This is a genomic window from Thermovenabulum sp., assembly GCF_049701175.1.
GTDB lineage: Bacteria > Bacillota > Thermosediminibacteria > Thermosediminibacterales > Thermosediminibacteraceae > Thermovenabulum.
This window is the reverse complement of sequence record NZ_JBNATW010000009.1, coordinates 57,435-83,470: the sequence shown is the minus strand read 5'-3', so window position 1 is coordinate 83,470 and position 26,036 is coordinate 57,435. Positions and strand designations below refer to the sequence as shown.

28 protein-coding genes and 2 other annotated features are annotated in these 26,036 nt (G+C 37.9%); of the genes, 25 read left to right on the top strand and 3 right to left on the bottom strand.

Features of this window, described 5'->3' with window-relative positions; translation table 11 throughout:
* From ACPLVF_RS04920 to dapA, 10 genes are all read left to right on the top strand, one after another.
* Window positions 1–902: enoyl-CoA hydratase/isomerase family protein (locus ACPLVF_RS04920; protein WP_424906713.1), on the top strand; the 902-nt coding region annotated here is incomplete at its 5' end.
* Between the two features lie 20 nt (window positions 903–922).
* Window positions 923–2,350: an aminotransferase class I/II-fold pyridoxal phosphate-dependent enzyme gene (locus ACPLVF_RS04915; RefSeq protein WP_424906712.1), complete on the top strand. Its 1,428-nt coding sequence runs from the start codon at window positions 923–925 to the stop codon at window positions 2,348–2,350.
* A complete protein-coding gene (gene tmk, locus ACPLVF_RS04910) occupies window positions 2,343–2,975 on the top strand; it encodes a dTMP kinase (protein WP_424906711.1) in 633 nt (210 codons plus the stop codon). Before ACPLVF_RS04915 ends, tmk begins: the two co-directional genes overlap by 8 nt.
* 18 nt (window positions 2,976–2,993) lie before the next feature.
* Window positions 2,994–3,317 carry a cyclic-di-AMP receptor gene (locus ACPLVF_RS04905; RefSeq protein ID WP_424906710.1) on the top strand — a complete coding sequence of 108 codons (324 nt, stop codon included), beginning with the start codon at window positions 2,994–2,996 and terminating at the stop codon, window positions 3,315–3,317.
* On the top strand, window positions 3,314–3,754 hold the full coding sequence (locus tag ACPLVF_RS04900; RefSeq protein ID WP_424906709.1) for a YaaR family protein: 441 nt from the start codon (window positions 3,314–3,316) through the stop codon (window positions 3,752–3,754). The genes ACPLVF_RS04905 and ACPLVF_RS04900 overlap by 4 nt, the downstream gene beginning before the upstream one ends.
* On the top strand, window positions 3,747–4,538 hold the full coding sequence (locus ACPLVF_RS04895) for an ATP-binding protein (RefSeq protein ID WP_424906715.1): 792 nt from the start codon (window positions 3,747–3,749) through the stop codon (window positions 4,536–4,538). Before ACPLVF_RS04900 ends, ACPLVF_RS04895 begins: the two co-directional genes overlap by 8 nt.
* A gap of 6 nt (window positions 4,539–4,544) precedes the next feature.
* On the top strand, window positions 4,545–5,384 hold the full coding sequence (locus ACPLVF_RS04890) for a PSP1 domain-containing protein (RefSeq protein ID WP_424906708.1): 840 nt from the start codon (window positions 4,545–4,547) through the stop codon (window positions 5,382–5,384).
* A gap of 46 nt (window positions 5,385–5,430) precedes the next feature.
* Window positions 5,431–6,138, top strand: a complete 708-nt coding sequence (locus ACPLVF_RS04885; protein WP_424906707.1) for a zinc metallopeptidase — start codon at window positions 5,431–5,433, stop codon at window positions 6,136–6,138.
* A gap of 56 nt (window positions 6,139–6,194) precedes the next feature.
* Entirely contained in the window at window positions 6,195–7,967 is a 1,773-nt protein-coding gene (locus ACPLVF_RS04880) for an NHL repeat-containing protein (protein ID WP_424906706.1), read from the top strand.
* 4 nt (window positions 7,968–7,971) lie between these two features.
* Window positions 7,972–8,850: a 4-hydroxy-tetrahydrodipicolinate synthase gene (gene dapA, locus ACPLVF_RS04875; protein WP_424906705.1), complete on the top strand. Its 879-nt coding sequence runs from the start codon at window positions 7,972–7,974 to the stop codon at window positions 8,848–8,850.
* Between the two features lie 33 nt (window positions 8,851–8,883).
* On the opposite strand, the gene hslO is transcribed toward dapA, so the two are convergent.
* The gene (hslO, locus tag ACPLVF_RS04870) at window positions 8,884–9,789 is read right to left on the bottom strand and encodes an Hsp33 family molecular chaperone HslO (RefSeq protein ID WP_424906704.1); all 906 of its coding nucleotides are present in this window, start codon (window positions 9,787–9,789) and stop codon (window positions 8,884–8,886) included.
* A gap of 172 nt (window positions 9,790–9,961) precedes the next feature.
* Between hslO and rsmI the strand changes: the two genes are divergently transcribed.
* Window positions 9,962–10,810 (top strand): 16S rRNA (cytidine(1402)-2'-O)-methyltransferase, encoded by an 849-nt coding sequence (gene rsmI / locus ACPLVF_RS04865; RefSeq protein WP_424906703.1) that lies wholly within the window; start codon window positions 9,962–9,964, stop codon window positions 10,808–10,810.
* A gap of 44 nt (window positions 10,811–10,854) precedes the next feature.
* On the opposite strand, the gene ACPLVF_RS04860 is transcribed toward rsmI, so the two are convergent.
* Complete coding sequence (locus ACPLVF_RS04860) at window positions 10,855–11,097, bottom strand: AbrB/MazE/SpoVT family DNA-binding domain-containing protein (protein ID WP_424906702.1); 243 nt, start codon at window positions 11,095–11,097, stop codon at window positions 10,855–10,857.
* A gap of 105 nt (window positions 11,098–11,202) precedes the next feature.
* Between ACPLVF_RS04860 and ACPLVF_RS04855 the strand changes: the two genes are divergently transcribed.
* The 8 genes from ACPLVF_RS04855 to ACPLVF_RS04820 all read left to right on the top strand — a co-directional run bounded on the left by ACPLVF_RS04855 (window position 11,203) and on the right by ACPLVF_RS04820 (window position 20,143).
* A complete protein-coding gene (locus ACPLVF_RS04855) occupies window positions 11,203–12,180 on the top strand; it encodes a DNA double-strand break repair nuclease NurA (protein WP_424906701.1) in 978 nt (325 codons plus the stop codon).
* Between the two features lie 21 nt (window positions 12,181–12,201).
* Window positions 12,202–14,037: an ATP-binding protein gene (locus tag ACPLVF_RS04850; protein ID WP_424906700.1), complete on the top strand. Its 1,836-nt coding sequence runs from the start codon at window positions 12,202–12,204 to the stop codon at window positions 14,035–14,037.
* Between the two features lie 42 nt (window positions 14,038–14,079).
* Window positions 14,080–14,293 (top strand) — a binding site (T-box leader).
* 74 nt (window positions 14,294–14,367) lie between these two features.
* Window positions 14,368–16,293, top strand: coding sequence for a methionine--tRNA ligase (gene metG / locus ACPLVF_RS04845; protein ID WP_424906699.1), 1,926 nt, complete (start codon window positions 14,368–14,370; stop codon window positions 16,291–16,293).
* A gap of 13 nt (window positions 16,294–16,306) precedes the next feature.
* A complete protein-coding gene (locus ACPLVF_RS04840) occupies window positions 16,307–17,062 on the top strand; it encodes a TatD family hydrolase (protein ID WP_424906698.1) in 756 nt (251 codons plus the stop codon).
* Window positions 17,063–17,175: 113 nt separating this feature from the next.
* Window positions 17,176–17,487: a binding site (T-box leader), on the top strand.
* 57 nt (window positions 17,488–17,544) lie between these two features.
* Window positions 17,545–18,054 (top strand): tryptophan transporter, encoded by a 510-nt coding sequence (locus tag ACPLVF_RS04835; RefSeq protein ID WP_424906697.1) that lies wholly within the window; start codon window positions 17,545–17,547, stop codon window positions 18,052–18,054.
* A gap of 153 nt (window positions 18,055–18,207) precedes the next feature.
* Window positions 18,208–18,798 (top strand): TatD family nuclease-associated radical SAM protein, encoded by a 591-nt coding sequence (locus tag ACPLVF_RS04830; RefSeq protein ID WP_424906696.1) that lies wholly within the window; start codon window positions 18,208–18,210, stop codon window positions 18,796–18,798.
* Window positions 18,799–18,813: 15 nt separating this feature from the next.
* Window positions 18,814–19,686, top strand: a complete 873-nt coding sequence (rsmA, locus tag ACPLVF_RS04825; RefSeq protein WP_424906695.1) for a 16S rRNA (adenine(1518)-N(6)/adenine(1519)-N(6))-dimethyltransferase RsmA — start codon at window positions 18,814–18,816, stop codon at window positions 19,684–19,686.
* Entirely contained in the window at window positions 19,673–20,143 is a 471-nt protein-coding gene (locus ACPLVF_RS04820) for a ribonuclease H-like YkuK family protein (protein ID WP_424906694.1), read from the top strand. The genes rsmA and ACPLVF_RS04820 overlap by 14 nt, the downstream gene beginning before the upstream one ends.
* On the opposite strand, the gene ACPLVF_RS04815 is transcribed toward ACPLVF_RS04820, so the two are convergent.
* On the bottom strand, window positions 20,133–20,924 hold the full coding sequence (locus ACPLVF_RS04815) for a glycosyltransferase (RefSeq protein WP_424906693.1): 792 nt from the start codon (window positions 20,922–20,924) through the stop codon (window positions 20,133–20,135). The genes ACPLVF_RS04820 and ACPLVF_RS04815 overlap by 11 nt on opposite strands.
* 101 nt (window positions 20,925–21,025) lie before the next feature.
* On the opposite strand from ACPLVF_RS04815, the gene yabG reads away from it, so the two are divergent.
* The 6 genes from yabG to ACPLVF_RS04785 all read left to right on the top strand — a co-directional run bounded on the left by yabG (window position 21,026) and on the right by ACPLVF_RS04785 (window position 25,995).
* Window positions 21,026–21,886: a sporulation peptidase YabG gene (gene yabG / locus ACPLVF_RS04810; protein ID WP_424906692.1), complete on the top strand. Its 861-nt coding sequence runs from the start codon at window positions 21,026–21,028 to the stop codon at window positions 21,884–21,886.
* Window positions 21,887–21,903: 17 nt separating this feature from the next.
* The gene (spoIID, locus tag ACPLVF_RS04805; protein ID WP_424906691.1) at window positions 21,904–23,325 is read left to right on the top strand and encodes a stage II sporulation protein D; all 1,422 of its coding nucleotides are present in this window, start codon (window positions 21,904–21,906) and stop codon (window positions 23,323–23,325) included.
* A gap of 140 nt (window positions 23,326–23,465) precedes the next feature.
* Window positions 23,466–23,738 carry a Veg family protein gene (locus ACPLVF_RS04800; protein ID WP_424906690.1) on the top strand — a complete coding sequence of 91 codons (273 nt, stop codon included), beginning with the start codon at window positions 23,466–23,468 and terminating at the stop codon, window positions 23,736–23,738.
* 61 nt (window positions 23,739–23,799) lie between these two features.
* A complete protein-coding gene (locus ACPLVF_RS04795; protein ID WP_424906689.1) occupies window positions 23,800–24,804 on the top strand; it encodes a hypothetical protein in 1,005 nt (334 codons plus the stop codon).
* 193 nt (window positions 24,805–24,997) lie between these two features.
* Window positions 24,998–25,654, top strand: coding sequence for a CAP domain-containing protein (locus ACPLVF_RS04790; RefSeq protein WP_424906688.1), 657 nt, complete (start codon window positions 24,998–25,000; stop codon window positions 25,652–25,654).
* 161 nt (window positions 25,655–25,815) lie between these two features.
* Complete coding sequence (locus tag ACPLVF_RS04785) at window positions 25,816–25,995, top strand: hypothetical protein (RefSeq protein WP_424906687.1); 180 nt, start codon at window positions 25,816–25,818, stop codon at window positions 25,993–25,995.
* Window positions 25,996–26,036 lie beyond the last annotated feature (41 nt).

Sequence of the window (26,036 nt, the reverse complement as noted above, 5' to 3'; positions counted from 1 at the left end):
GGGCTATGGTTGTCCCAAATACCGCCTGCTGGGGTAGGGACAACCTGAAAGGCGGGAAAAAATACCCCAGCCTTCCAAACTGGGAAGTTTGTCACAGTTTGGATGACCAGGAAAATGAAATGGACTGGGAAAACCTGATTTTAGAAAAGGCTGATGGCATAGGGATTATCACATTGAATAGGGCAGAAAAGCTGAATACCATGACGCTCCAGTTTCTTAAGGAGTTTGATGAAGTAATTGATGCCTTGGCTGACGATCGGAAAATCCGGGTGGTGGTTCTGAAAGCCAACGGCAAGGTATTTAGTGCTGGAGGAGATTTTGAGCTCTTAAAGATGTTGGATACTGCACCAAAAGCACGGGAAACCATCAGGTCACTTGGTAGGACTATTACAAAAATGTACACTATGCCAAAACCCATCATCGCAGCAGTAGATGGTGTGGCAGTCGGTGGTGGCTGCAACCTAGCCTTGTCTTGTGACTTTGTTTTTGCTTCAGAAAAGGCAAAGTTTGGGCAGACCTTTATTAACATCGGCCTGATACCTGATACGGGCGGGCTTTGGACACTTGCCCGTTTGGTTGGTGTTATGCGGGCAAAAGAACTCGCTATGACAGGACGCCTTATAGATGCTTATGAAGCCGAACGCTATGGCATGGTTACAAAGGTGGTTCCGTCAGAAAAACTTTATGACGAAGTTATGGATTTTGCAAGGCAGCTTGCGGAGAAAGCACCGATTGCCCTGGGGTATATCAAACAGATTGCAAATCGGCTCAGTGAAATCAATATGGAAACTTACTTTGATCTGGAAGCAGATTTTATGGGAATTGCACTGCAGACAAAAGATCACAAGGAAGGACTGTCCGCATTTTTGGAAAAGAGAAAGCCCAAATTCAAAGGTGAGTAGTGATTTAAGGGGATAATAAGATGAAAAAAAACAAAGCTCCTTTGCTTTCTGTTTTAAAAGATTATGCAGAAAAAAATCCGGTAAGATTTCACATGCCTGGGCATAAGGGGAAAATGTTTTTTCCTCTTCAAAAATTACTTTCAGAAAATATATTTAAGTTTGATGTTACGGAGCTTCCAGGATTTGATAATTTGCACGGCCCCAAAGGTGTTATAAAAAGATCCCAAGAAAATCTTTCTTTGCTCTACGGTGCAAAAAAGTCCTTTTATTTAGTAAATGGGGCCACATCAGGCATTATTGCAGGTATAGCTACTTTTTTAAACGAGGGAGAGAAGGTATTATTACCAAGAAATTCTCATAGGTCTGTTTTGAACGGTATTATTCTTACAAGGTCCATGCCTTTATATTTGACTCCTGAAATAGACGAAGATTTAGGTATATGCCTTGATGTTTCTTGCGACAAATGGGAGAAAGTGATAAAAAGCGAGAAAAATATAAAAGCCGCTGTAATCACCAATCCCAACTACAGCGGCATTTGCCCAGATATTAAAAATATTATTGAAATTGCTCAAAAAAACAAAATAAAAACCATTGTTGATGAAGCCCACGGACCCCACTTTATATTTTCAAAAAAACTTCCCTTATCAGCAGGTGAGTGTGGTGCAGATATTTGGGTACAGAGCCCCCATAAAATGCTTATTTCTTTCACACAAAGCGCGTGGCTTCATTTCAACGGACAAAAAAAAGAAGAGGAGAGGCTGAAAAGATACCTTTCCCTGATTACTTCTACAAGCCCATCTTACTTAATGCTTGCTTCTTTAGAGATAACTGTAGAGTTTTTAAGGGATTTTGGTAAAAGTTTTGTAGAAAAAGGGGTGGAGCTTGCAGAATTCGCAAGGAGCAAGATAAATAAATTCACTCCCTTTTTTTGCCCCGGTTTCGAATACGCAAAAAATAAAGGATTCTTTTTTGATTTGTCCCGATTGATAGTCAACACTTCCTCTGCGGGTTATAGCGGAATAAATGTAGAAAAAATTTTAAGAAAGCAATATAATATTTTTGCAGAGTATGCAGATTTAAACAATGTTTACTTTCTAATAACGGGTGCTAATTCAAAAAGAGAAATTTTGAAGCTCATTAAAGCATTATCCTCGTTTAAAGCAAAGAAAAGAATCAAATTTCCTATTGCAGGTTTTAAAATACCTCCTAAAATAATTTTTACACCCTATGAGGCATTTATAAAAAGATACGAGTATATTCCTTATTCCCATGCAGGAGGCCGAATCTGTAAAGACCCTATCATACCTTATCCTCCTGGAATTCCGCTACTTAATCCGGGTGAACTAATCCAAAAGGAGCACATCGATGTGATTAATCAATTAGTAAGTAATAATTACTACTGTTATGGATTAAAAAATAATTGTATTGCGGTGGTGAAAGATGGGTAAACAGAATAAAAAGGGCAAATTTATAACTATTGAAGGAATTGATGGTGCTGGTAAGACAACTCAATTGGAAAAAATATGCGAGTATATCAAAAATAAAGGCAAAAGGGTAATTAAAGCAAGGGAACCGGGTGGAACTGCCTTAGGTGAGCAGCTCCGAAAGGTGCTTCTTGACCCGGATAGCAATCCTGTTCCTACAGCAGAGGCTCTTATTTATGCTGCTTCAAGGGCACAACTTTTAGAAAAATTGGTGATTCCGGCGATAAAAGAGGGTTTCTTTGTGGTCTGCGATAGGTTTGTGGATTCCAATTTGGCGTATCAGGGTTTTGCGCGAGGGCTTGGTTTTAACAGGATACTTCAGCTTAACAAGTGGGTACTTAACGGATACTGGCCTGATATCACCTTTCTTCTGGATTTAGATCCCGAAATTGCTTTAAAAAGGCTTACAAGAGGAAAGGACAGATTGGAAAGAGAATCCTTAGAGTTTCACTTAAAAGTGAGGGAAGGGTTTTTAAAGCTTAAAGAAGAGTTTCCTGAAAGAATAAGGGTGATAGATGCGTCAAAAAGTCAGGAGGAGGTTTTTAAAGAAATTGTTTTTGAATTGGAGAAGGCCGGAATCTTTAATTAAAAAAAAGGGGGGCCATTAATGAAATTAATTATGGCCGTAGTAGACGATAGTGACAGCTCAAAGGTGGTAGAAGAGCTTACCAAAAGGAATATAGGTGTAACAAGGCTTGCAAGCACAGGAGGTTTTTTGAAAAGAGGAAACACCACATTGTTAATCGGTTTAGAAGAAGAGAGGTTAGAAGAAGTTTTAGGCTTACTCGAAAAAATATGCAAACCGAGGAAACAGGTTGTTACCCTTTTCCCTGGGGTACCGGGAGAAACCTTTGCACCTTATCCCATTGAAGTTACAGTGGGCGGGGCTACCGTCTTTGTTTTGAATGTGGAGAGGTTTGAAAAAATATGATAAGGGTGAACAGGCTTTCTGAAGAATTGGGTTTGAATTCAGTAAAAGTAGAGAAAAAAAAGAATTCAGGCAGGGAATTCGGTGAATACCTTAAAAAAAGCAAGGAAATTTTTTCAAGAGAAGAACTGGACTTTATGTTTAAAGCTTTGGACGAACAATCAAAAAAGCTTTTAAAAACGCAAACCTTAGAAGATTTTAAAAAATACAGGGAACTTCTAAGAAATTTTTTAAAAAGATGTTTGGAGCTTGGTATAGATGTTTTCGAAGAAAAAAACTTTGCCCGTTTTGGCCGGCAGAAAGTGCTTACTGCTATAAAAATCATTGATGAAAAGATACTTGAACTGGCAGAGCAATTTTTGTCAGAGAATAAGGATACTTTGAAAATACTTTCTCTTTTAGATGAAATAAGGGGGCTTATAGTTGACCTTTATGCATGATTTATTCCACGCTTACATTTTGTTGGGCCCGTTAGAGGAAACCCAAAAAGAAGCAATAAAAATTGCAAAAACAGCGAATTGTTTAGAAAAGAACGACGGTTTTTGCGATTACTGCAAAAACTGCGTTAAAATCGAAAAGGGTGTATTTGCAGACCTTGTAGAAGTAAAGCCAGAAGGCTCTTCAGTGAAAATAGAAAGCATAAGAGATATAATTTTTGATTCCTACCTTTCTCCAGTTGAAGGAAAAAAAAAGGTTTATGTTATTTATGAAGCAGATAAAATGACTTTGGAAGCTCAAAATAGCATTTTAAAAACCTTGGAAGAACCCCCTTCACAGAGCATATTTATTCTTCTTTCAGAAAATATAAAAAATATTATCCCTACGGTTATTTCAAGGTGCAGGGTTATAGAAAGGGCAAAACCTTTTAAAAAATACACTTTTGATAAAGATTTTGTTGATAAACTTTTTAAAGTTATTATGGAGGGTTCTTTACCCCATGAAAAACTCGATTTTTTTAACCAGATAACCAACTTGGATGATAAAGAAGCAGTATTAGAATTCCTTTCGACTTTGTATAGAGATGTTTTGGTAGCAAAGACTAATAGTAAAGTAAAAATAGTAAATGAGGAATACCAAGATGTAATAAAAAACATTGCAAACAGGTTATGTATCGAGGAAGTTTTAAAGATTATGGACAAAATAAATAAAACCGTAGAGTATATAAAATCAAGGGGTAATGAAAACATAGGGCTTTTCAATTTGCTCCTTGCCCTTTGGAGGTAATGCATTATGGTGAGGGTAGTTGGCGTAAGGTTTAAAAAAGCAGGTAAAATCTACTATTTTAACCCCGGTGAAATTGAGCTTAATACTGGGGATAAAGTGATAGTTGAAACGGCAAGGGGCCTCGAATACGGAGAGGTAGTGGTAGGCCCTAAGGATGTAAAGGAAGAGGATATAGTTTCTCCATTAAAAGATGTATTAAGAAAGGCTACTGAAGAGGATGATATGATTTTTGAGGAAAACAAAAGAAGGGCTCAGGAAGCTGAGATAATAGCAGAAAAAAAAATACAAGAACATGGTCTTGAAATGAAACTGGTAGATGTTGAATATACTTTTGATAGATCAAAACTGATATTTTACTTTACCGCTGATGGCAGAGTAGATTTTAGGGAACTCGTTAAGGATTTGGCTTCCATATTCAGGACTCGTATAGAACTACGCCAGATAGGAGTAAGGGATGAAGCGAAAATGGTAGGGGGATTGGGTCCCTGCGGCAGGGTTATTTGCTGCCACACTTTTTTGGGGGAATTTGACCCAGTTTCAATAAAAATGGCAAAACAGCAAAACCTTTCTTTAAATCCCGGGAAAATATCAGGCCTCTGCGGCAGGCTCATGTGCTGCTTGAGGTATGAATATGACAATTACAAATCGCAAGAAAATGGGGAAGACGTTGTTGAAAAGGAAAGGTTTGAAGTGGGAAATGAGGTTTTCACTTCCTTTGGTGAAGGAATAATAACCAGCATCAATGAGCAAAAAGGAACAATTGAGGTAGAATTAAAGGAAACTAAAGAAATTAAGGAATTTCTTAAGGAAGAAGTGGTAAAAAACGATGTTGAAATAGATTTATAAAAACTATATTATTAAATAAAATATCACCCTTAAAGGGGGAAGGAAGATGTATTATCCGTTTTTCTGGGGATATGACCCAACGTGGATAATCCTGCTACCTGCTTTAATTCTTGCTTTTTACGCTCAAGCGAAGGTTTCTTCTACTTTTGAAAGGTATTTAAGGGTGCCGGCGAGGATTGGTTTAACCGGTGCTGAAGTGGCAAGAGAGATATTAAGGAGAAATGGGATATATGATGTTTCAGTAGAGATGACAAGGGGAAGACTTTCCGATTATTATGACCCGAGAAATAAGGTTTTAAGGCTTTCTCCAGAGGTTTACAGCGGTCACTCCTTAGCAGCCCTTGGTGTTGCTGCTCATGAATGCGGGCATGCGATACAGCACAGCGAAAGGTATGCCCCTCTTGCTCTAAGAAATTCTATAGTACCCCTTGCGAATATTGGTTCTCAAATGGCTTTTCCCCTGTTTTTTATCGGGCTAATTATGAACGCAGATACCCTGCTTACATTGGGTATACTGCTTTTCAGCCTTGCGGTTATCTTCCAGCTCTTTACACTTCCCGTAGAGTATAATGCGAGCAGCAGGGCTGTTGCAGTATTAGAAGGGCAGGGATTTATCGCTCCCGATGAAGCATACGGTGTAAGAAGGGTGCTGAGCGCTGCTGCGCTTACTTATGTGGCAGCAACATTGATGGCTGTAATGCAGCTTTTGAGGCTTCTTGCAATTGCAGGATTTTTCAATCGCGATGATAGATAGGGGTAATCTTTTTTACCCTTATTTTTTTTAAATTTTATAAATGGAAGGGATTTACAGTGAAAGCTTTCAAAGGAGTATTATTTTTTGTGATACTAATCACATTATTTTCTCTAATGTTGGCGTCCTGTGGTAAGGAGGTTCCAATAAGTAAACAAAATAATAATTACAGCGGGTGTTATGAAATACCGGGGCTTAAGGAAGAATCACCTTTTTACCCAGTAAGTTCTGCAGTAGATGAAAAAGGGGATATATACATCTTAGATCAGGTTTCCATGAAGGGCAGCATTTTTGTTTTTGACAAAAATTATAACTTTTTAAAAAGATTTGCTCCTTTAGATAGCAATGAAAAGGAATATGTTGATATTGCTGTGGATAAAGACGGTATCGTCTATGTTGCAGATATTGGTAGAGGAGAAATTATCAAGTATCAAAATGAAAAAGAGGTTAAGACTTTTAAACCTGAAGAAAACTTTTTCCCGCGAAGCATTGCTGTAAATTCTAAAGGTGAGCTTGTGGTTTTAAGTTATGATAAGGTTTACATATTTGATTCAAAAGGCAATGTCCTAAAAAAATTTGGAGAAAGCGGTAGCAAAAAAGGGCAGTTTAAAACTATGGGCTCTGAATTTTATATAGGTCCTCTTGGAATCGCAGTAGATGATGAAGACAACATCTATGTAGCCGACACCCTAAATAAAAGGCTGCAAAAATTTAGCCCTGCAGGCACCTTTTTAAAGGATTATCCTTTAGAGGATGAACCCCAGGATGTTGCAGTGAATGAAGAAGGGATTTTTGCCCTTTTAAACGACAAAATAATAAAAATTGATTTTAATAGTGAAAAGAAAACGGAATATTATAAATTGTCCGATTCATATAAAGACGAATACTTTGGTTACTCAAGTATATACGGGAAAAAAGGAATACTTGTTGCATGCTTTTCTTACTTGAATAAAATAGTATTTTTTGAAAAGGGGAAACCAATAAAAATTATTGATGAAAAAGATACTAAAGAAAATTTTGTGTTTCCCCATCACGTTTATGCAGATAATGAATATATTATTGTAATAAGCGAGAATTTTTACGAGGATACAGGAAAAGTCCAGGTATTCAAAAAAGATGGGGCCTTTTTATTTAACTTATCTTTGCCAAATAAAGATTTTATGATGCCAAAGGATGCTGTAGTATCAAAGGGAAAAATTTTTGTATTGGATTTAGATAAAGTGCACATTTTCGATACTGAGGGAAATTATATAAAAAGCTTCGGCACCCGGGGTGGAGGGACAGGAGAATTTGGGGTTTTTGACAACTACGGAGAGCTTCTAGGCCCTCAGGATATTGCTGTAGGCGAGGATAATAATCTTTATATAGCGGATACTTTTAATGATAGGATAAATGTATATGACAACAATGGTACCTTTATAAAGCAAATAGAAATAGAAACACCAAAAGAAATAGCTTTTGATGAAAAAGGAAATATATATATATTGAAATTTGACTCACCTTCTGTGGTAAAATGGGAATCAGGAGGTTTTAAAGAGCTCTTAAATGAGGAGGCAAAAGGATTATTTTCTACAGATGAACGAAATCCTGAAGATTCAGGAATTCAAGGCATTGCAGTGAAAGGAAGTCTTGTCTTTTTGTCTAACACGGCAAACCACAGAATAGAGGTTTTTAACTTAAGGGGGGATCACATAAAAAGCATTGGCGGCTATGGCTTTGGAAAAGGGCAGTTTAACACTCCAAAGGGGATTTGTTTTGATGATGAAGGTAATTTATATATAGCTGACAGTAGAAATCATAGGATAGTAATATTAAAAAAGGGGAGGATTTAATTTTATGGATTTTGGAAAGGTTATTACTGCTGTGGTAACACCTTTTGACGATGAATTAAAGGTGGATTATGATTCCTTTCAAAAGTTAACCGATTACCTTATCGCAAACGGCAGTGATTCCATAGTGGTAACGGGGACGACGGGCGAATCCCCTACCCTGACCGATGAAGAAAAATTGAATCTTTATAAAGCAGCATTGGAAGCCTCTAATAAAAGGGCAAAAATCATCGCGGGTACAGGTTCCAACAACACTGCAAAAAGTATAGAACTTTCCGTGAAGGCTCAGGAAATAGGGGTTGATGGGCTTTTATTAGTTGCCCCCTATTACAACAAACCTACGCAGGAAGGGCTTTACCGGCACTTTAAGATGATTGCTGAAAGCGTAAATATTCCCTGTATGCTATACAATGTGCCCGGTAGGACCTCGGTAAATATAGAGCCCGAGACAATAGCAAGGCTTTCCAAGGTAAAAAACATTGTCGCCTTAAAGGATGCAGGCGGTAATCTTGATAAAACAAGCCTTACAAAGAAACTTGCCCCAGAAATTGATGTTTACAGCGGAGACGATAGCTTAACTTTACCCATGCTTTCCTTAGGGGCAAAGGGTGTGGTGAGTGTTGCATCCCACGTCGCAGGTAAAGAAATAAAAGAAATGATAGAAAGTTTTGAGAAAGGGGATGTAAAGAGAGCTTTAGAAATACATTTGAGGCTTTTTGATTTATTTAAGACCTTGTTTATAACAACAAATCCCATCCCCGTGAAAGAAGCATTGAATCAAATGGGTTTAAAGGTGGGAGGATTAAGGCCACCCCTTGTGGATGCAGATGAAAAGACCAAAAAAGCTATAAGTGATTGTTTAAAAGCTTTAGGGATTTTAGGATAAACCAAAATCCCCTATCCGCAGTGGGTAGGGGATTTAATTGTTATCAAAAATTTTCTTAACATCTTCCTCATTAAAGCGATAGGCTTTTTTACAGTAATTGCAAACAAGTTCTACCATGCCTTCGGTTTTTAGTATGTTTTCCACTTCTTCTTTTCCGAGGCTTAGTAAAATGCTTTCTATTTTTTCCTTAGAGCAGTTGCAAGAGTATTGAATTTCGTGTTTTAAGGTAAATTTTAGATTAAAATCTTTTAAAATTTCTTTTAAAATATCTTCAGGGGTAATATGATTTTCTATTAATTGTGTTATGGATTTTATTTCTTTTAATTTTTCTTCAATATAAATGGCTGCCTTTTCGTCTGATTCCGGTAATAGCTGAATGATAAAACCGCCAGAAGCTTTAATGCTGCTGTCCGTGTCAACTAATACTCCTAAGGCGACGCAAGAAGGAATCTGTTCTGATTTGGCAAAGTAATAAGTTAAATCTTCTGCAAGTTCACCTGAAATTAAAGGGACCTGACCTATATAAGGTTCCTTTAAACCTAAATCCTTTATAACTGTGAGGGTTCCTGAATTTCCTACTATTCCGCTTACATCAAGCTTGCCTTTTTCATTTAATGGAAGGTCAGCACTAGGGTTTCCTATAAATCCCTTGACATTTCCCTTTGAATCAGCATGCGCGACTATTGTCCCGGATATTCCCTCACCATCAACTCGGAGGGTAACGGTATCCTTTTCTCCCTTTAACATAAGGCCCATTAGGGCTGAAGCGGTAAGCAATCGCCCGAAGGCAGCAGAAGCAGTAGGGAGTGTATTATGAATTGTTCTTGCTTTTTCTACAAGCATTGTGGTGCGCCCGCAAAAAGCAAGTATTCCAGCTTTTTCATCAATAGCCCTTACTACGTAATCTTTTTCATTAATATAATCCTTTATTTCAGTCAACTTTTCCTCCTCCTTTTATTGAGCGTGTAAATTAATTTTGTAACAAAAATAAAAGAAAATCAACATGATATTAGAAAAATTCAACAGCTGGAAAAAATAAGTTATAATTATTATATAAATAAAGTAAATTTTTGAGTTGTAATTTTTATGAAAAATCTGAGGAGGATATTTAATGGAGTCCAAAAAGGGCAGGCTTTTTTTATGCCCGACCCCCATAGGGAATTTAGAGGATATTACCCTTAGGGTATTGAAGGTTTTAAAAGAGGTTGATGTTATAGCTGCAGAGGATACCAGGGTGACAAAAAAGTTGTTAAACCACTACGGCATAAAAAAACCTTTGATATCCTATCATGAACACAATAAGGATTCAAAAGGCGAAGAGATTATAAAGAGGTTGATTTCTGGAGAAGATGTTGCATTGGTATCAGATGCCGGGACTCCCGGAATATCCGACCCCGGAGAGGATTTGATAAGGGCTGCTATAAGAGAAAACATAGATATTGTCCCCCTTCCTGGCCCTTCTGCTTTTATCCTTGCATTAATCGTTTCTGGGTTTTCTACAAGAAGGTTTGTGTTCGAGGGTTTTTTGCCTAAAAAAGAGAAGGAGAGGGAGAAAATCCTCGAGGAGCTTTCAAGGGAAAAAAGGACGATTATTATATACGAGTCGCCCCACAGACTCGTAAAGACGCTAAGGAAAATAAAAGATAAAATGGGAAATAGGAACATCGTCTTGGCAAGAGAGCTTACCAAGTTTTATGAAGAAATCTTTAGAGGGTCTTTGGAGGAAGCCCTGGCAAAATACCAAGAAGAAGAACCCCGGGGGGAATTTGTGGTTGTTATCGAGGGAATAAAGCAAGAAGAGGAATTAAAAGGGGAAGCCTTCTTTGATATAAAAAAACAAGCCTTAGAAAGGGTTGAGGAATATATAAAAAACGGGATGACCAAAAGTCAAGCCATAAGAAGGGTTTCTAAGGAATTCAATATATCAAAAAATGAGATTTACAATGATTTTCATAAATGAAATTAAAAAGGCAGGTAAAATGTATTGCCTGCCTTAGGTTTCCATTATTGGTTGTTCATTTCACTTATACATTTTTTGCAAACATTTTTGCCTTTGAAATTTACTACGTCATCTGCACTTCCGCAGAAGATGCAGCCGGGTTCGTATTTTTTCAGAATTATTTTATCGCCATCTACATAGATTTCGAGGGGATCTTTTTCAGAAATATTTAAAACCCTCCTAAGCTCAATGGGTATTACTACCCTGCCGAGCTCATCAACTTTTCGAACGACCCCCGTTGACTTCATGAAATTCGCCCCCTTTCGACAAAATTTTTCTAACAAAAATATACCATTTATGTAAAAAAGAGTCAACATTTTTTAAAATTTATACAAATTCTGGAGGCGGTAATTTTGAAAAAAGAGGAAAATTTCACGGATGTAAGTGAAGATTTAAAGGAAAAAATTAAAGAAACGGCTGAAAAATTGAGGGAGAGAATTTCAAAAAGGCCCAAAAGGGAGAGGATAAGAACCATAATAGAAGAAAATTACATAGGTGAGTTTTTAAAAGCCGATAAACTTTCGGAAAGCGAGCTTGATGAAATAAAATTAAAGGGTGGAATAGCGGGTGTCGATGGTTCTATAAACAGCATAGGGGGTGTATACCCATATCTTTTTTACATTAAGCGCGCTCTTGGTTTGTCTTCTGAAATAAGGCATGAGGAAATCCTTCTTTCGGAAGTGGACTCTCCCCTTTTGTTGGATGACCTTATGGACGAAGAAGAGTATAAAGCTTTATTAAAAAAGGGCCTTGCAGAGCTTGAGGCTAAGGCAGCAAAGGAGGCTTTGGAAAGATTTAATCCCAAGGTGCTTTTTCTTGACGGCTCTTTAGTCAGGTTTAAAATTGAAGCAAAGGACTACTTTGAACAAATTAAAAATATTGCTTTAAACAAAAATGTAATAGTTGCTGGCATAGTTGAGGGAATTTCTACATCGCTTATAAGCAGTTTAATAAGGGAATTGCTTCCTTCCGTATTTAAGTATTCTGCTGACTGGGAAATATTGCTCGGCATAATGGATATGGGGGAATACTTAGAAGTAAAACCGGGGCTTTTTAAAGAAGGCTTCAGGACGTTTTTCATGAGGAGTTCTATTGACCCAAAACCCATAGGTGTGGATATATTAGAAGAGCAGAAGGAATACGCGAAATTTGTTGCAAACCTTGTATATACCCTCACCCCCGAAAACAGCAGGGGTATACCCCTTTGGATGGATATAATCGACAAAAGGGTAAAAATACGGGATCCTTTTATGGAAATGGTTGCAAAAAGCTATTTAGGGGAGGATTTTTTGGAAGTTTTAACTCCAAAAAGGGAAAAAAGAAACCCATAAATTGAAGGGAGATGAAAAAAAATGAACGTGGTTGGGCTTACAACCTCTCATGAGGTTTACATAGCCTCAAAAGAAAGAAAGTTCAGGATGAATGAACTGATACTTATAGAAGACCCCAATCAGGGGCCGGTAATAGGAGAGGTATCGGAAACCTTTTCCTACAATAGATACATCCCTTTTTCCGTAAACCACGATTTTTTTGATGCTAAGGTCATAGAGTCATTAAAGAGGCTGGGTTACAGCATTGATGAAGAGGAAGTGAATGTGGCAAAGGTAAAGCTCATGACGGAGACCACCTACCCAATAGTAACGGGTTCGAAAGCAAGGGTTCCTCAATTTTTTGAGGTAAAAAATTTACTTATCAGGGGTAAAAAAGAAGAAGGCCTTGTGCTGGGAGAGATAAAACATACGGAAGAAACCGCACTAACTATGGAGGACGAGCTAAAGGGACTCTTTTATGTATTAAATAAGGGCAGTGCTGAAAAAACTAAAGGTGTACCCTTTATTCTGGATTTAAGGTCCTTTCAGCAGTACCCCCATATCGGTATTTTCGGAGGCTCGGGCTCTGGGAAGTCCTTCGGCATGAGGGTAATAATGGAAGAATTGATGAAAAAAAGAATACCTTCCATAATACTTGACCCCCATTACGAAATGGATTTTTCCAATTCATCGGGCCTTCCCGAAAGCCCAGACTTTACTTTTGAGTTTCAGAAATTCCAGATAGGGGAAGACATAGGAGTAGAGTTTTCAGCACTATCCGCAAGGGACCTTTTGGACCTTTTATCTGCTGTGAAGCCGCTGACGGAGGCTATGTCCAGTGCGGTGGAAATCCTTTTTAAAAAAGGAGATACTTACACCAGTTTTTCTTCAAGGATTGAAGATTTATGCGAAGGCTTGGAAATGGGAAAAACAAAATTGGACAAGATGCTTTCCGTGGAGGGGCTAAAAGACAGTGAAAGGGAAAAGTACAAAAGGTTGAGGGAATTGGTTGAAGAATACTCGAACATTCCTCTACCCTCAGTGCAGGGGATTTCGTGGAGGTTAAAGAGGCTTTACTATTCGGGCATATTCAGCCACGACATAAACCCCGTTGTAAATGCTTTAAAATCCGGAAAGCTTTCCGTCATCCAGGGGCCCATATGGCTTTTGCAGGTATTTGCCACATATATTCTCTCGAGTTTGTACAGAAAAAGAAGGGATTATAAAGACGGGGAGCTAAAAGGAGAAATAGGCCATGAATACTTTCCGCCCTTTGTTGTGGCTACTGATGAGGCCCACAACTTTGCGCCAAAGGGCTATGATGCTCCGAGCAAGGGTATAATAAAGGAAATTGCCCAAGAGGGAAGAAAATACGGGGTATTTCTAGTTTTAGCCACCCAAAGGCCGACACTTTTAGACGAGACAGTCACTGCCCAGCTTAATACAAAGATTATATTCAGGACGGTCAGGGGAAACGATATCAGCACCATAATGGAGGAGACGGATTTAAGCTCTGAAGAGGCAAAAAGGCTTCCCTACCTTCCCTCAGGTGACGCTTTTGTTTCAACGCCATTATTCGGAAGGACCATTGCGATAAGGATTAGGTACCCCTATTCTATTAGCCCCCATATAAAAAATCCCTTTGATGAGCTGGTGGAACAAAGCAAAAAAGAGAAGGATGAGTATTTTAATTTAATAGCCGAGGAACTCCCCATTTATGAGACAAACCTTTTAAAAGCGGCTAAAAACATAAGTAGTAAAAATCCAAAAGTGGTTTTAGAAGTGAACGCATTAAAAAATATATTGGAGGAATTGGTAAGGGAAGGGAAGCTAAAAAAAGAGGAATCACCCTTTGGCAGTTTTTATACGGAAGCTTGACATAAGCCGAAAAAACTGGTATATATTATCTAAACTTAATAGAGAGCTTCAATGAAGGGTTGAGTAGGTATAAAAAGAGGCTAAAGAGAGCCGGGGAAGGTGAAAGCCGGTGCCTGCTTTTTTGCCGAACATGGACCCGGAGAAAACTTTTGCCAAAAGGTTTTTCCCTTAAGGCAAAGGCGGGATGTGCCCGATAAAGCAAAAAAGGCCGAAAAGGCGAATTAGGGTGGTACCGCGGGCAACCCTCGCCCCTTTTATCAAAGGGCGGGGGTTTTTTGATTTGTATGAGGTTTTAATAGAAATTTTTTCCAAAAAAGAGGAGGGTAAATAATGGAAAGGAAAACCTTTTATATTACAACGCCTATATACTATCCAAGTGACAAACTCCACATCGGCCATTCTTATACGACTGTGGCAGCCGATGCCATGGCCAGGTTCAAAAGGCTTACGGGCTACGACGTTTTCTTTTTAACTGGGACGGACGAGCACGGGCAGAAGATTCAAAGGAAAGCCCAAGAAAAGGGGAAAACCCCTAAGGAGTACGTTGACGAGATAGTGGACTGGATAAAGGAACTTTGGAAGATACTGGACATATCTTACGACCATTTTATAAGGACTACCGATGAATACCATGTAAAAGGCGTCCAGGAAATTTTTAAGAAACTTTACGAAAAGGGAGATATTTATAAAGGTGAATACGAAGGGTGGTACTGCACACCCTGCGAATCCTTTTTTACAGAAAGGGAATTGATTGACGGCAAATGCCCGGACTGTGGGAGGCCTGTAGAACTTGTAAGGGAAGAGGCATACTTTTTCAGGCTTTCAAAATACCGGGATAAACTCATAGAATATATTGAAAAAAACCCGGATTTCATACAGCCTCCTTCGAGAAGGAATGAGATGTTAAATAACTTTTTAAAGCCCGGGCTTGAAGACCTTTGTGTTTCAAGGACCAGTTTTAACTGGGGAATACCCGTTACCTTTGATGAAGGACATGTGGTTTACGTCTGGATAGACGCCCTGTCAAATTACATCACTGCCTTGGGATATCCCTTCGACAATAAGCTCTTTGATAAATACTGGCCCGCTGATGTACATTTAGTAGGTAAGGAAATTGTAAGGTTCCATACAATTATATGGCCCGCAATGCTTATGGCATTAGACCTTCCCCTTCCCAAGAGGGTATTCGGACACGGATGGCTTATATTGGAAGGCGGGAAGATGTCAAAATCTAAGGGTAATGTGGTGGACCCGAGGGTATTGGTAGATTTGTACGGTGTTGATGCCATTAGGTACTTTTTATTAAGAGAAATACCCTTCGGAGCAGATGGCAATTTTTCAAACGATGCCCTTATTGACAGGATAAACTATGACCTTGCCAACGACCTTGGGAATTTACTTTCAAGAACGGTGACAATGATTGAAAAGTACTGCGGCGGACAGATACCCAAAGCCGGTGAATTCACCGAAGAAGACAGGGAACTAATAGAAATGGCGAGATCCTTGCCACAAAAGATAGAATCGTTGATGGACTCCTTTGAATTTTCCGAAGCCTTAAAGGAGATATGGCAGTTCATAGGAAGGGCAAATAAATATATAGACGAGACATCTCCTTGGATTCTTGCAAAGGACGATGCCAAAAAAGATAGACTAAACACGGTGCTTTTTAACCTTGCAGAAGCACTTCGGGTAATTTCAATCCATATTTCTCCTTTTATGCCCAATACGCCCCAAAAAATCAGAAAACAGCTCGGCATACCCGATGAGGTTTGCACGTGGGAGGATGCTAAAAAATGGGGTGTTTTACCGGTGGGTACAAAAATAGGCCAGAAGGAAATAATATTCCCCAGGATTGAAAAGGCTCAAGAAAGTTCAAAGGATAAAAACAACGACAATAACAAAGAGATTAAAGAACAAAAAGGAGAAGAAAACAATATAATCACGATTGATGACTTTTCAAAGGTTGAACTTAGGATTGCGGAAGTAGTAGAGGCAGAAAAGATCGAGGGAGCGGATAAACTCCTCAAATTGCAGGTGAAAATAGGTGAGGAAAAAAGGCAGATTGTAGCGGGAATTGCAAAATATTATTCACCTGAAGAGCTTATCGGTAAGAAAATAGTGGTTGTGGCAAATTTAAAACCGGCCAGATTAAAGGGAGTAGAATCTCAAGGGATGCTTCTTGCAGCATCAACTCAGGACAAACTTTCAATCATCACGGTAGAAAGGGATATTCCATCGGGCGCAAAAGTCAAATAAGGGGTTGATGGTGTTGTATTTGGATGTTCACGCCCATTTGGACGATGAGGCTTTTGATAAAGATAGGCTTGAAATAGTCGAAAAGGCAAAAAGGGAAAATGTATATTTTATAAATGCAGGAGTAGATATTGATTCTAGCCTGTTTTCAGTGGAGCTTTCAAAACATGACAATATATTTGCGGCCGTGGGGGTTCACCCCCACGAGGCTGCAAAAGTGAATAAGGATTATATTAATGAATTAAGGAAGCTTTCGAAAAATCCTAAGGTCGTCGCTTTGGGAGAAATCGGCCTTGACTATTATTACAATTTTTCTCCCAAAGAAAGACAGATAGAGGTATTTAGAGAACAGCTTTACTTGGCAGGAGAGCTTGAACTTCCCGTTGTTGTCCATGACAGGGAAGCTCATGAGGATGTCTTGAAAATTTTAGAAGAAGTGGGAATAAAGGATGTAATGCTTCACTGCTTTTCGGGGGACCTTTCGATGGCGGAGGAAGCTTTAAAAAGAGGCTACTTTTTTTCCTTCGGGGGATCGATGACTTTTAAAAAAAATAAATCGGGAAGGGAAGTAATAAGGCATTTACCCTTAGAGAACGTTTTTTTAGAAACCGATTCTCCATACCTCACTCCGGAGCCCTACAGGGGTAGGAGGAATGACCCTACATTGATAAAAATTATTTACGATTACTATGCTAACTTAAAAGGTATGGATGTAGAGGAGATAAAGAAAATAATATGGGAAAAAGCGATTAGTTTTTTTAAGATACATTAATTTTTTTTACAATCTGTTGTGACGAAAAATTTTTGAAAATAGTAAAAAGCCATATTGCAATCTATAGAAAAATGATATATAATATTCCAAAATAATATTAAAGTATTAAAACGATAAATTCAATGACAGGGAAGAGTAGCCTTACCGGAAGGTTAAAGAGAGCTGCCGGTGGTGGAAAGGCGGTACCGAAAGGTAGGGTGAATGGGCCCTGTAGATGCGGTGGCGAAAGAGGGTTCAAGTAGCTGCTGCCGGGAAGCCCTCCGTTAAAAAAAGGGCGGGGTATCGCAGAATTTAGCCGTACCCTAAGAGAGAGTCCTGCTTTCAGGTGGCATATACGGCATTTCATCCTGATGGGTGAAATGCCGTTTTTGCTTCTTGCAGGGCTAATTCGGGTGGCACCGCGGATAAAAGCATCCGTCCCGCTGGGGATGGGTGCTTTTTTTTTATGAAAATTTCAAAAAACATTAAGGAGGTTTTAATTTATGAAATTAAAAGATTCCTTAATTACTGCACTTTTAATGGCTGTAGGTTATGTTTTGCATCAGGTGACACCGCCTATTGTGGCAGGGATGAGGCCCAATTTTCTTCTTATTATGCTTTTCTTTTCGCTTTTTTTAAACCCAAAACCAAAGAACGCGCTGCTTGCAGGTTTTCTCGGAGGAATATTTGCTGCCCTTTCTACTACCTTTCCCGGAGGACAGATTGCCAATATTGTCGATGAATTGATAACAGGGCAGGTAGTGGCGCTTTTAATACGGATGACACCTTCTTTAAACAGGCAGATAGCAGTGCCATTCATCACCCTTGTCGGGACCATGTTGAGCGGGGCCATATTTTTAAGTGTCGCAATGCTTGTTGTGGGAGCTCTGCCAGCAGCTTTTTCTGCGCTTTATACGATGGTCGTCCTTCCTACAGCAGCAATAAATACGGTTGCAGCTCTTGTCTTATATAATGTGGCCAAAACGGCTTTTAGGGCGGTTATCAAGTCGTAATACAAGATATTAAGGATAAAAGATGTCAATAATTAAAGTGACCCAATATTTAACGATGGGTCACTATTTTTTATATTTCTAATTTCTGATTGTGCTAAACATCAATTTGTGTTAAAATAGCATAGAAAAATTCTAAGAATGGGCGGGGCGAGTATGATAGCATATAAGATAGGTGATTCATTGTATTTAAACATTACCAATCGTTGCCCGAATAAGTGCAGTTTTTGCATTAGGAACTTTGCAAAGGGCGTAGGAGGTTATGATCTTTGGCTTGAAAGGGAACCCACCACAAAGGAAATAATAGAAGCAATTAAAGAGCCGGAAAAATATAAGGAGATTGTTTTTTGCGGTTACGGAGAGCCTTTATTAAGGCTTCAGGTGGTATTGGATGTAGCTTCCTATATCAAGAATAATTATCCTGGAATTCCTATAAGAATAAATACCAATGGTTTGGGGAATCTAATTCATGGAGAAGATATAACCCTTCAATTTAAGGGTCTAATTGATGTGGTTTCCATAAGCCTCAATGCCGATAATGCGGAAAAATATGATAAAATCTGCCGTTCCGACTACGGCGAGGAAGCTTTCTATGCGGTACTGGAGTTTGCTAGAAAGTGTAAGAATTACGTGCCCAAGGTGATTTTAACCGTTGTAGAACTGCCCGAAATTGACATAGAAAAGTGCAGGAAAATTGCAGAGGAATTAGGGGTAGGGTTTAGGGTAAGGAAGTTTGAAAAGGGTTAATTGAGGTGGTAATTTTTGAAAATAAAAGAGATAATGAAAAAGTACGATATAAGGCCGAGTAAAAGGCTCGGCCAACATTTTTTAATGGATGAATCCTTTTTATACAAAATGATAAAAGCTGCGGAGATAACTAAGGAAGATGAGGTTTTGGAGATTGGTCCTGGCCTTGGGGTTTTGACTCTAAAATTGGCTGATTATTCGAGAAAAGTCGTTGCTGTGGAAAAGGATGGGTCTTTGATAAAAATTTTGGAAGACCTGCTAAAAGACCGGAAAAATGTTTGTTTGATAAATGAAGATGTGCTAAAATTAGACTTAAATAGAATAAAAAAAGATTATTTTACAAATAATTGTTTCAAAATTGTGGCGAATTTACCGTATTATATCACCAGCCCTATTTTGATGAAGGTTATAGAAAACCGGGATATTATTTCTAAAGCTGTGGTAATGGTTCAAAAAGAGGTAGCAGAAAGGCTTGCATCCCTACCGGGCAGCAAGAGCTACGGCATACTGAGCATAGCAGTGCAGCTTTATTCGGATGTGGAAATCGTATCTTTGGTTAAAAAAGGGGCATTTTTCCCTCCACCCAAGGTAGATTCGGCCATAGTTAAACTCGACCTTCAAAAAAAGGCCAAGGTGGATATACCTGATGAGAAAATATTTTTTAAAATAGTAGAGGCTGCTTTTGCAGAGAGGAGAAAAACCGTTAGAAATTCATTGAAAAATAATTTAGAGTTAAGCCCTGAGGAAGTGGATACCATTTTTCAGAAAACGGATATTGATGGCAAGAGAAGGGCGGAAACTTTGAGCATAGAAGAGTTTGCATCAATTTGTCGGGTTTTTATGGAGCTTAAGGGGATGAAAGGATGGGATAAAAATGTTTTTCATTAGCCCGACAAAAGGCAAACTTACCCTTAGAGAAACCGTAGAGGATATCATAGGATACATGGAAGAAGACCCGAAAGCCCAATACAAATTGATCATCGGAACCGATTCCCAGGAAAAAGACAACACCTGTTTTGTAACAGCTATAATAATCCACAGAGTCGGAAAGGGTGCCCGATATTATTACAGAAAAAAAGTGATGGCCCTTATAAAAAATTTAAGACAAAGGGTTTATACCGAGACCTCTTTGTCTTTGGAAGCTGTAAATTCCATAAAAAACGAGCTTGAAAAAACAAATTACAAAAATATGGATGTAGAGATTCATGTGGATATAGGGCAGAATGGAGATACAAAAGAGTTAATAAAAGAGGTTGTGGGCTGGGTTATGGGCAGCGGATTTAGGGTTAAGATAAAGCCTCAAGCTTATGGAGCTACAAAAGTAGCTGACCGATTTACGAAATGAATTGCTTTAAAATATCGAACCTCCTTTCACTGTGGTATCCTATATATTCTTTGCTGTTGACAATTCGATTTTTAGGCAGGCCTTTATAAAAATTTAATGCTTCTGCAATGTCGCCGATGATTGTATCGGCCATTTTTTTTGCATGGGTAAATCCGCGAGGCTTAGAACCCGGTTCCTCAACGCGCATTACCACGGGCGCTTGAACCTTAAGCCCCTCCTTTACTGCAAAAACCGATTCTAAAGGAGGCACCGCAAAGAAACTGAAGTCAACGTTTTCCAAAAATTTTTTCGATACAGCGTGGGGACCGTGAGAGGGTATTGCGGTTAAAACCTTGTTATATAAATTTATCGTCTGGTTAAATATTTTTTTGTAATAGTAAAGTTCTAATGAAAGCCGATTTTCTTTGATGTATTCGGGGTAAAACCTGGTCAAAGAAAGGTCGGCTTTTTCTTTTAATATTGATCTTATCAGGGTTTTTAATTTATCATTCATTTTACCCTGCATATCACCATCAATAAAAATCACACAATTAGCCCCTTTTTTAAATGCCCGAAAAGCTCCGATAGCTTTGGGCACATCATATCCTAATGCTTCTTTAAAGTACATTATTTCTATTTTGTCATCAAAAATCGAACGCACTTTTTCCGCTTCAAAAAGGGTATTATCTGTTGAACCGTTGATGACCGTGAAAACCCTGTCCACTCCAGTTTTGATTAAATTAGTTAGAACCTTTATTATTCTTCCCTCCTCATTTTTTGCAGGTACAACTGCCGCAATCACGTTGTCCCCTCCTATTTTAATTAACATGTGATTTTCTGGTAGCATATTATGTATTAAAACACGAAAGTGTGACTTTAAAAGGATTTAAGGGGGTGATGAACATGGCTAAGGTAAAAGCAGGAGATATTGTGAAAAGGCTGTCTTATGGAGGGGACTTACTTTTCAAAGTGGTTGAAGTTTATGAAGATAAAAATATAGCCCTTTTAAAGGGCATTAATATAAGGGTTTTAGCCGATGCCCCGCTTGACGATCTCGTGATACCTTCAAAGAGTGAAGTCAGAGAATACAAAATAAATCTTATCAAGACCTACAATGAATGCTTGGAAAGAATTTATTACAGAAGGGAATTGGAGAATGAAAGAAAATTAATAAGGAATAACAAAGAAGAAAACGGTTTTTTTTATATGCCGGCAAGGGTCTTACATTTGGATGGGGATGAAGACTACCTTGAAATATGCTTAAATACCTATAAGCAGCTGGAAATTGAGGCGGTAGGTTTTAACATTGCTGAGAAAGAACAGCCCAAAAATATTAGGTCTTTATTACTGGAATACGCTCCGGATATTCTGGTTATAACAGGACATGATGGACTTTTAAAAAGTGCAAAGGACTTTAACAATGTGAATTCTTATAGAAATTCGAGGTTTTTTATTGAATCGGTAAAGGAAGCAAGGAAAATACAGCCCTCCAAAGATGAACTTATTATTTTTGCCGGTGCATGCCAGTCCTACTACGAGGGCTTAATCAAGGCGGGGGCCAATTTTGCAAGCTCACCTCATAGGGTTTTTATTCATGCATTAGATCCTGTTATGGTTATAGAAAGGGTTGCCTTTACGCCGATTTCTAAAATTATCTCGCTAAAAGAGGCCATAGAGGCGACTATTACCGGTACAAAGGGTATTGGGGGAATAGAGACCCGAGGAAAGTACAGGGAAGGACTTCCACGCTCGCCCTACGAGTAAAACAGGCGGTGATTTATATGAAGGAGGGAGCTATTCTTAAAGCGTATGATCCCCAAAAAGATAAGGTTTATGAATTGGATATTGAAGAATATGTAGAAGGGGCAGTCGCATGGGCAATGCCTGCACATTTTCCTTTGGAGGCCTTAAAATCTCAGGCTGTATGCTGCAGGACGATTGCAATAAAGAGAATGAGGATATTTGGAGGAAGCGGGTGCATTAGGTTCCCCGATTATGATATTTGCACAGATTTTCGGCATTGTCAGGGATTCTTAGAGGAAGATAGTAAAAAGGTCTTATGGGGTGACGACTGGCCAAAAAACTCGGAAAAAATAAAAAAGGCAGTAAGTGATACATCAGGATTAATTTTGACTTACAACAACAACCCCATTGAAGCCTTATATCATGATACCTGCGGAGGTTTTACAGAAGATTCGGAAAATGTATTGGGGAATAAGATAAGTTATTTAAGGCGCGTAGAGTGTGGATTCTGCAAGGATTCTCCAAATTACAGCACAACAAAAATTATTACTTTAAAAAATCTCGAAAAAAAGTTAGGGATTAATTTGGGCTATAAAGCTGCAAGAGATGAAATAAAAGGAATTTTCGAGGAAGTAAAGACTACCGGGACTGGCCGAATAAAAAAAATGAAAATTGGTGACAGAGAATTTACGGGAGATGATATAAAAGAACTCCTTTCTTTTCCCTCGAATAAATTTAACTGGAAGATTGTAACAGTAGATTTTGAAGTGATGGGCAAGGGGCATGGACTCGGGATGTGCCAGTATGGAGCAAGAGGCATGGCATTAAAAGGGTATAGTTTTCAGGATATTTTAAATTACTATTTTACAGGGGTAGAAATAAAAAAAATTTTGATACCCCCGCGGAATAAACCATTAATATCAAAAAAAATTGTTATAGATCCCGGGCGGGGGTCAAAGGAAGATTTATGCGGCCCGATGGGGATTTCAGAAGGGTTTATCAATTTTGAAATAGCCAAAAATTTAATGGATGTGTTAAAAAAAGAAGGAGCGCAAGTGATTTTAACGAGAAACAGCAATGAAAATAAAAACCTAATTGAAAGGGTAAATCTAATAAATAATTATGAACCAGACCTTTTAATAAGCATTCATCAATACTTCTTAAAGCCAGAAAAAGAAAAATACATTGAAATTTACTATTTTCCGGGAGATAAAGAAAGCAAAAGGCTCTCGGAATGTATTAGAAAAATCTTAATCAACACTTTAGAAGTGGAGGCAGTAATAAGTGAGGCTGACCTTTTTATACTACGGGAATCAAAATGCCCCTCTGTTGTTATATTTGTATCAAATCTTAATAATCCACAAGAGGAAAAAAGATTGACAGACGAGGAATACAGAAAAAACATAGTAAAATCGATATTATCGGGTATTATTCAATATTATTGCGGCCTATTGCCATAAAAGGCCGTTTTTTATTTCATATATGATATTTGACAAACTACGATATTACTGATAAAATATTTGAACTTTTTATTTGACATTTAGGACAAGGGGTGTTATAATACAATCGTGTATTTTGTATAATAAAGAGGTGAGTTGATTTGGTTAAAGATAATGCTCTCCTCAAAATAAGAAAAAGCATCGAACCTTTTGTAGGGAAAAAAGTTAAGATAAAAGCCAATAGAGGTAGAAAAAAGACTTATGAAAAGATAGGAATACTCGAGAAGGTATACCCAAACATATTTGTTATTAGGATAGAAGAATCCCCCGAGTTTATAAATAGGGTTTCTTATAGTTATTCGGATGTATTGACCGATTCGGTAGAATTGATTTTTTGCTCAGGCAATGGAAAGGCGATAAAAATTAAACATTAAGGCACCAAAGCCTCTCTCATGAATAATATAATTATAAAGATTCATGGGGGAGGCTGTTTTTATGGATAGAGAAGAACGAATATTAAAAAAATACACGAAAAAACTATTTTTAATAGATAATGTGATAGGTGCCGGCATTGGCTATAAAACTGTCAGAGGGGAAAGAACGCATACAAAGGCTTTGTTGGTTTTTGTAAAGAAAAAACTGCCAAAAGAGGTATTAAAAAGAAGCCAAATTATACCCCAAAAAATAGAAGATGTAGAGACAGATGTGGTAGAAGTTGGAGAAATAAGGCTTTTGAATTTAAGGACGGGGAAAATGAGGCCAGCAAAACCGGGTGTAAGTATTGGACATTATAAAGTTACAGCCGGTACTTTTGGGGCTTTAGTAAGGGATGCCGTTACCAAAGAACCCTTGATACTCTCTAATAACCATGTGCTTGCAAATGCCACTAATGGAAGGGATAAAAAGGCAAGTATAAAAGACCCTATACTGCAACCAGGAGCATACGACGGTGGGAAAAAAGATGATGTCATAGGCTACCTTTACAGGTTTATCCCCATAGAGAAGGACCTTTCTCAGATTGAATGCCCTGTGGCAAAGGCTGGTGAAAGGATTGTAGATAGGGCTATTAAAATTGTAAGACCCAATTACGATGTTAAATTTTTTAAAAAGAAATCCTTTCAAAATCTTGTGGATGCTGCTTTAGCAAAACCTCTGAATCCTTCTGATGTTTCCGAGGAAATATTAGAACTGGGTTTTGTCAGGGGTGAAACCACACCTCAAATTGGACTTCCTGTAATAAAGAGCGGAAGGACGAGCGGAATAACGAAAAGTGAAATAAAGGCACTAAGCGTGGTTATTAAAGTAATGCTTGGGGATAACGAAGAGGCAACCTTTTACGACCAGATATTGACGGGACCAATGGCTAAACCTGGAGACAGCGGTTCTTTGGTATTGACGGAAAAAAACGAGGCAGTTGGGCTTTTATTTGCAGGTTCTGAGGAAGCTACTTTAATAAATCCTATTTTAACAGTTATGAAACTTTTAAGATTTACTTTTTAAGGTTATAAAACCGCAAATTACCATGATTGCTTATTTCATTGTCAATACCATGTATATTATATAACAGCAACGGTATTTTATTTTATATGGCCTCAGGGCTTTTTTTTTATATATTTAGTTAAATACGGGGTTTGTCTATAATTTTTGTGTTTTTTATAATTAAAAAAACAAAGTAGCATGAGGAGGTATACAAATGAAGAGGATGAAAAATAAAATAATATTATTACTGTTGTTATTTTCAATTTTAATTTCATCAACAGCCTTTGCAGCAACCACTGTTAATTTAAACCTTAAAATTGAAAAATTATTGCCGGGGATTAAATATGTTGTCTACATAAAGTATAACGGAGTAGAATACTTAAAAACCTTTCTGAAAAATATTGATTCTAAAACTACTTCTACATCAAACAATAATGGTGCCTCAAATACTTCTCAAACGAAAGAAGCACATACTATTATAGGTTTAACAAAAGATGAAAAGCTTATGCTCGATCTTGTAAATAAAGAAAGAGTTAAGGCAGGTTTAAAACCCCTCGAGGTTGATATGAGGCTTGTGGATATTTCAAGGAAAAAGAGCAAGGATATGATTGAAAAGAATTATTTCAGCCATATATCTCCGACCTATGGTTCGCCCTTTGATGCTTTAAAAAATGCAGGCATATCGTATAGATATGCTGGTGAAAATATCGCTGGGGCACCTACTGTAGAAAAGGCTCATGAAGCATTGATGAATAGCCCTGGCCACAGGGCAAATATTTTAAATCCCAATTTTAATAAAGTTGGCATCGGAATTGTTGATGGGGGGCCTTACGGAAAAATGTTTACACAGACTTTTATAGGGACAAATTAATGAAAAAAATTTGTGGAAATGTGTATTATATGTGGATAATTCTGTGGATAATGTGGATAAAAGGCAGGTTAAAAGCCTGCCTTTTTTTTATGAACTTTTATCTTAGAAGACTAATATATTAATACTAAGGTTATGCCGACAAATTATGAGGGAGGGTTAAAATGGATAATATTTTGGCATTTATAGTGCTCATTGGAATTGCCGTGATTTTGTTTTATTTATACCTTATGAAATTTTTCAAGGAAGGTATTATTACGGGTTTTAAAAAAAAATTTGTAGAAAAAGATGAATATAATAATCAGCATGCTGATTGTTCCGATATAGATTCTAATAAATGGTAAGTTTGAAAACAAAGAAGAATTAAAATAGTAACATATTTGTA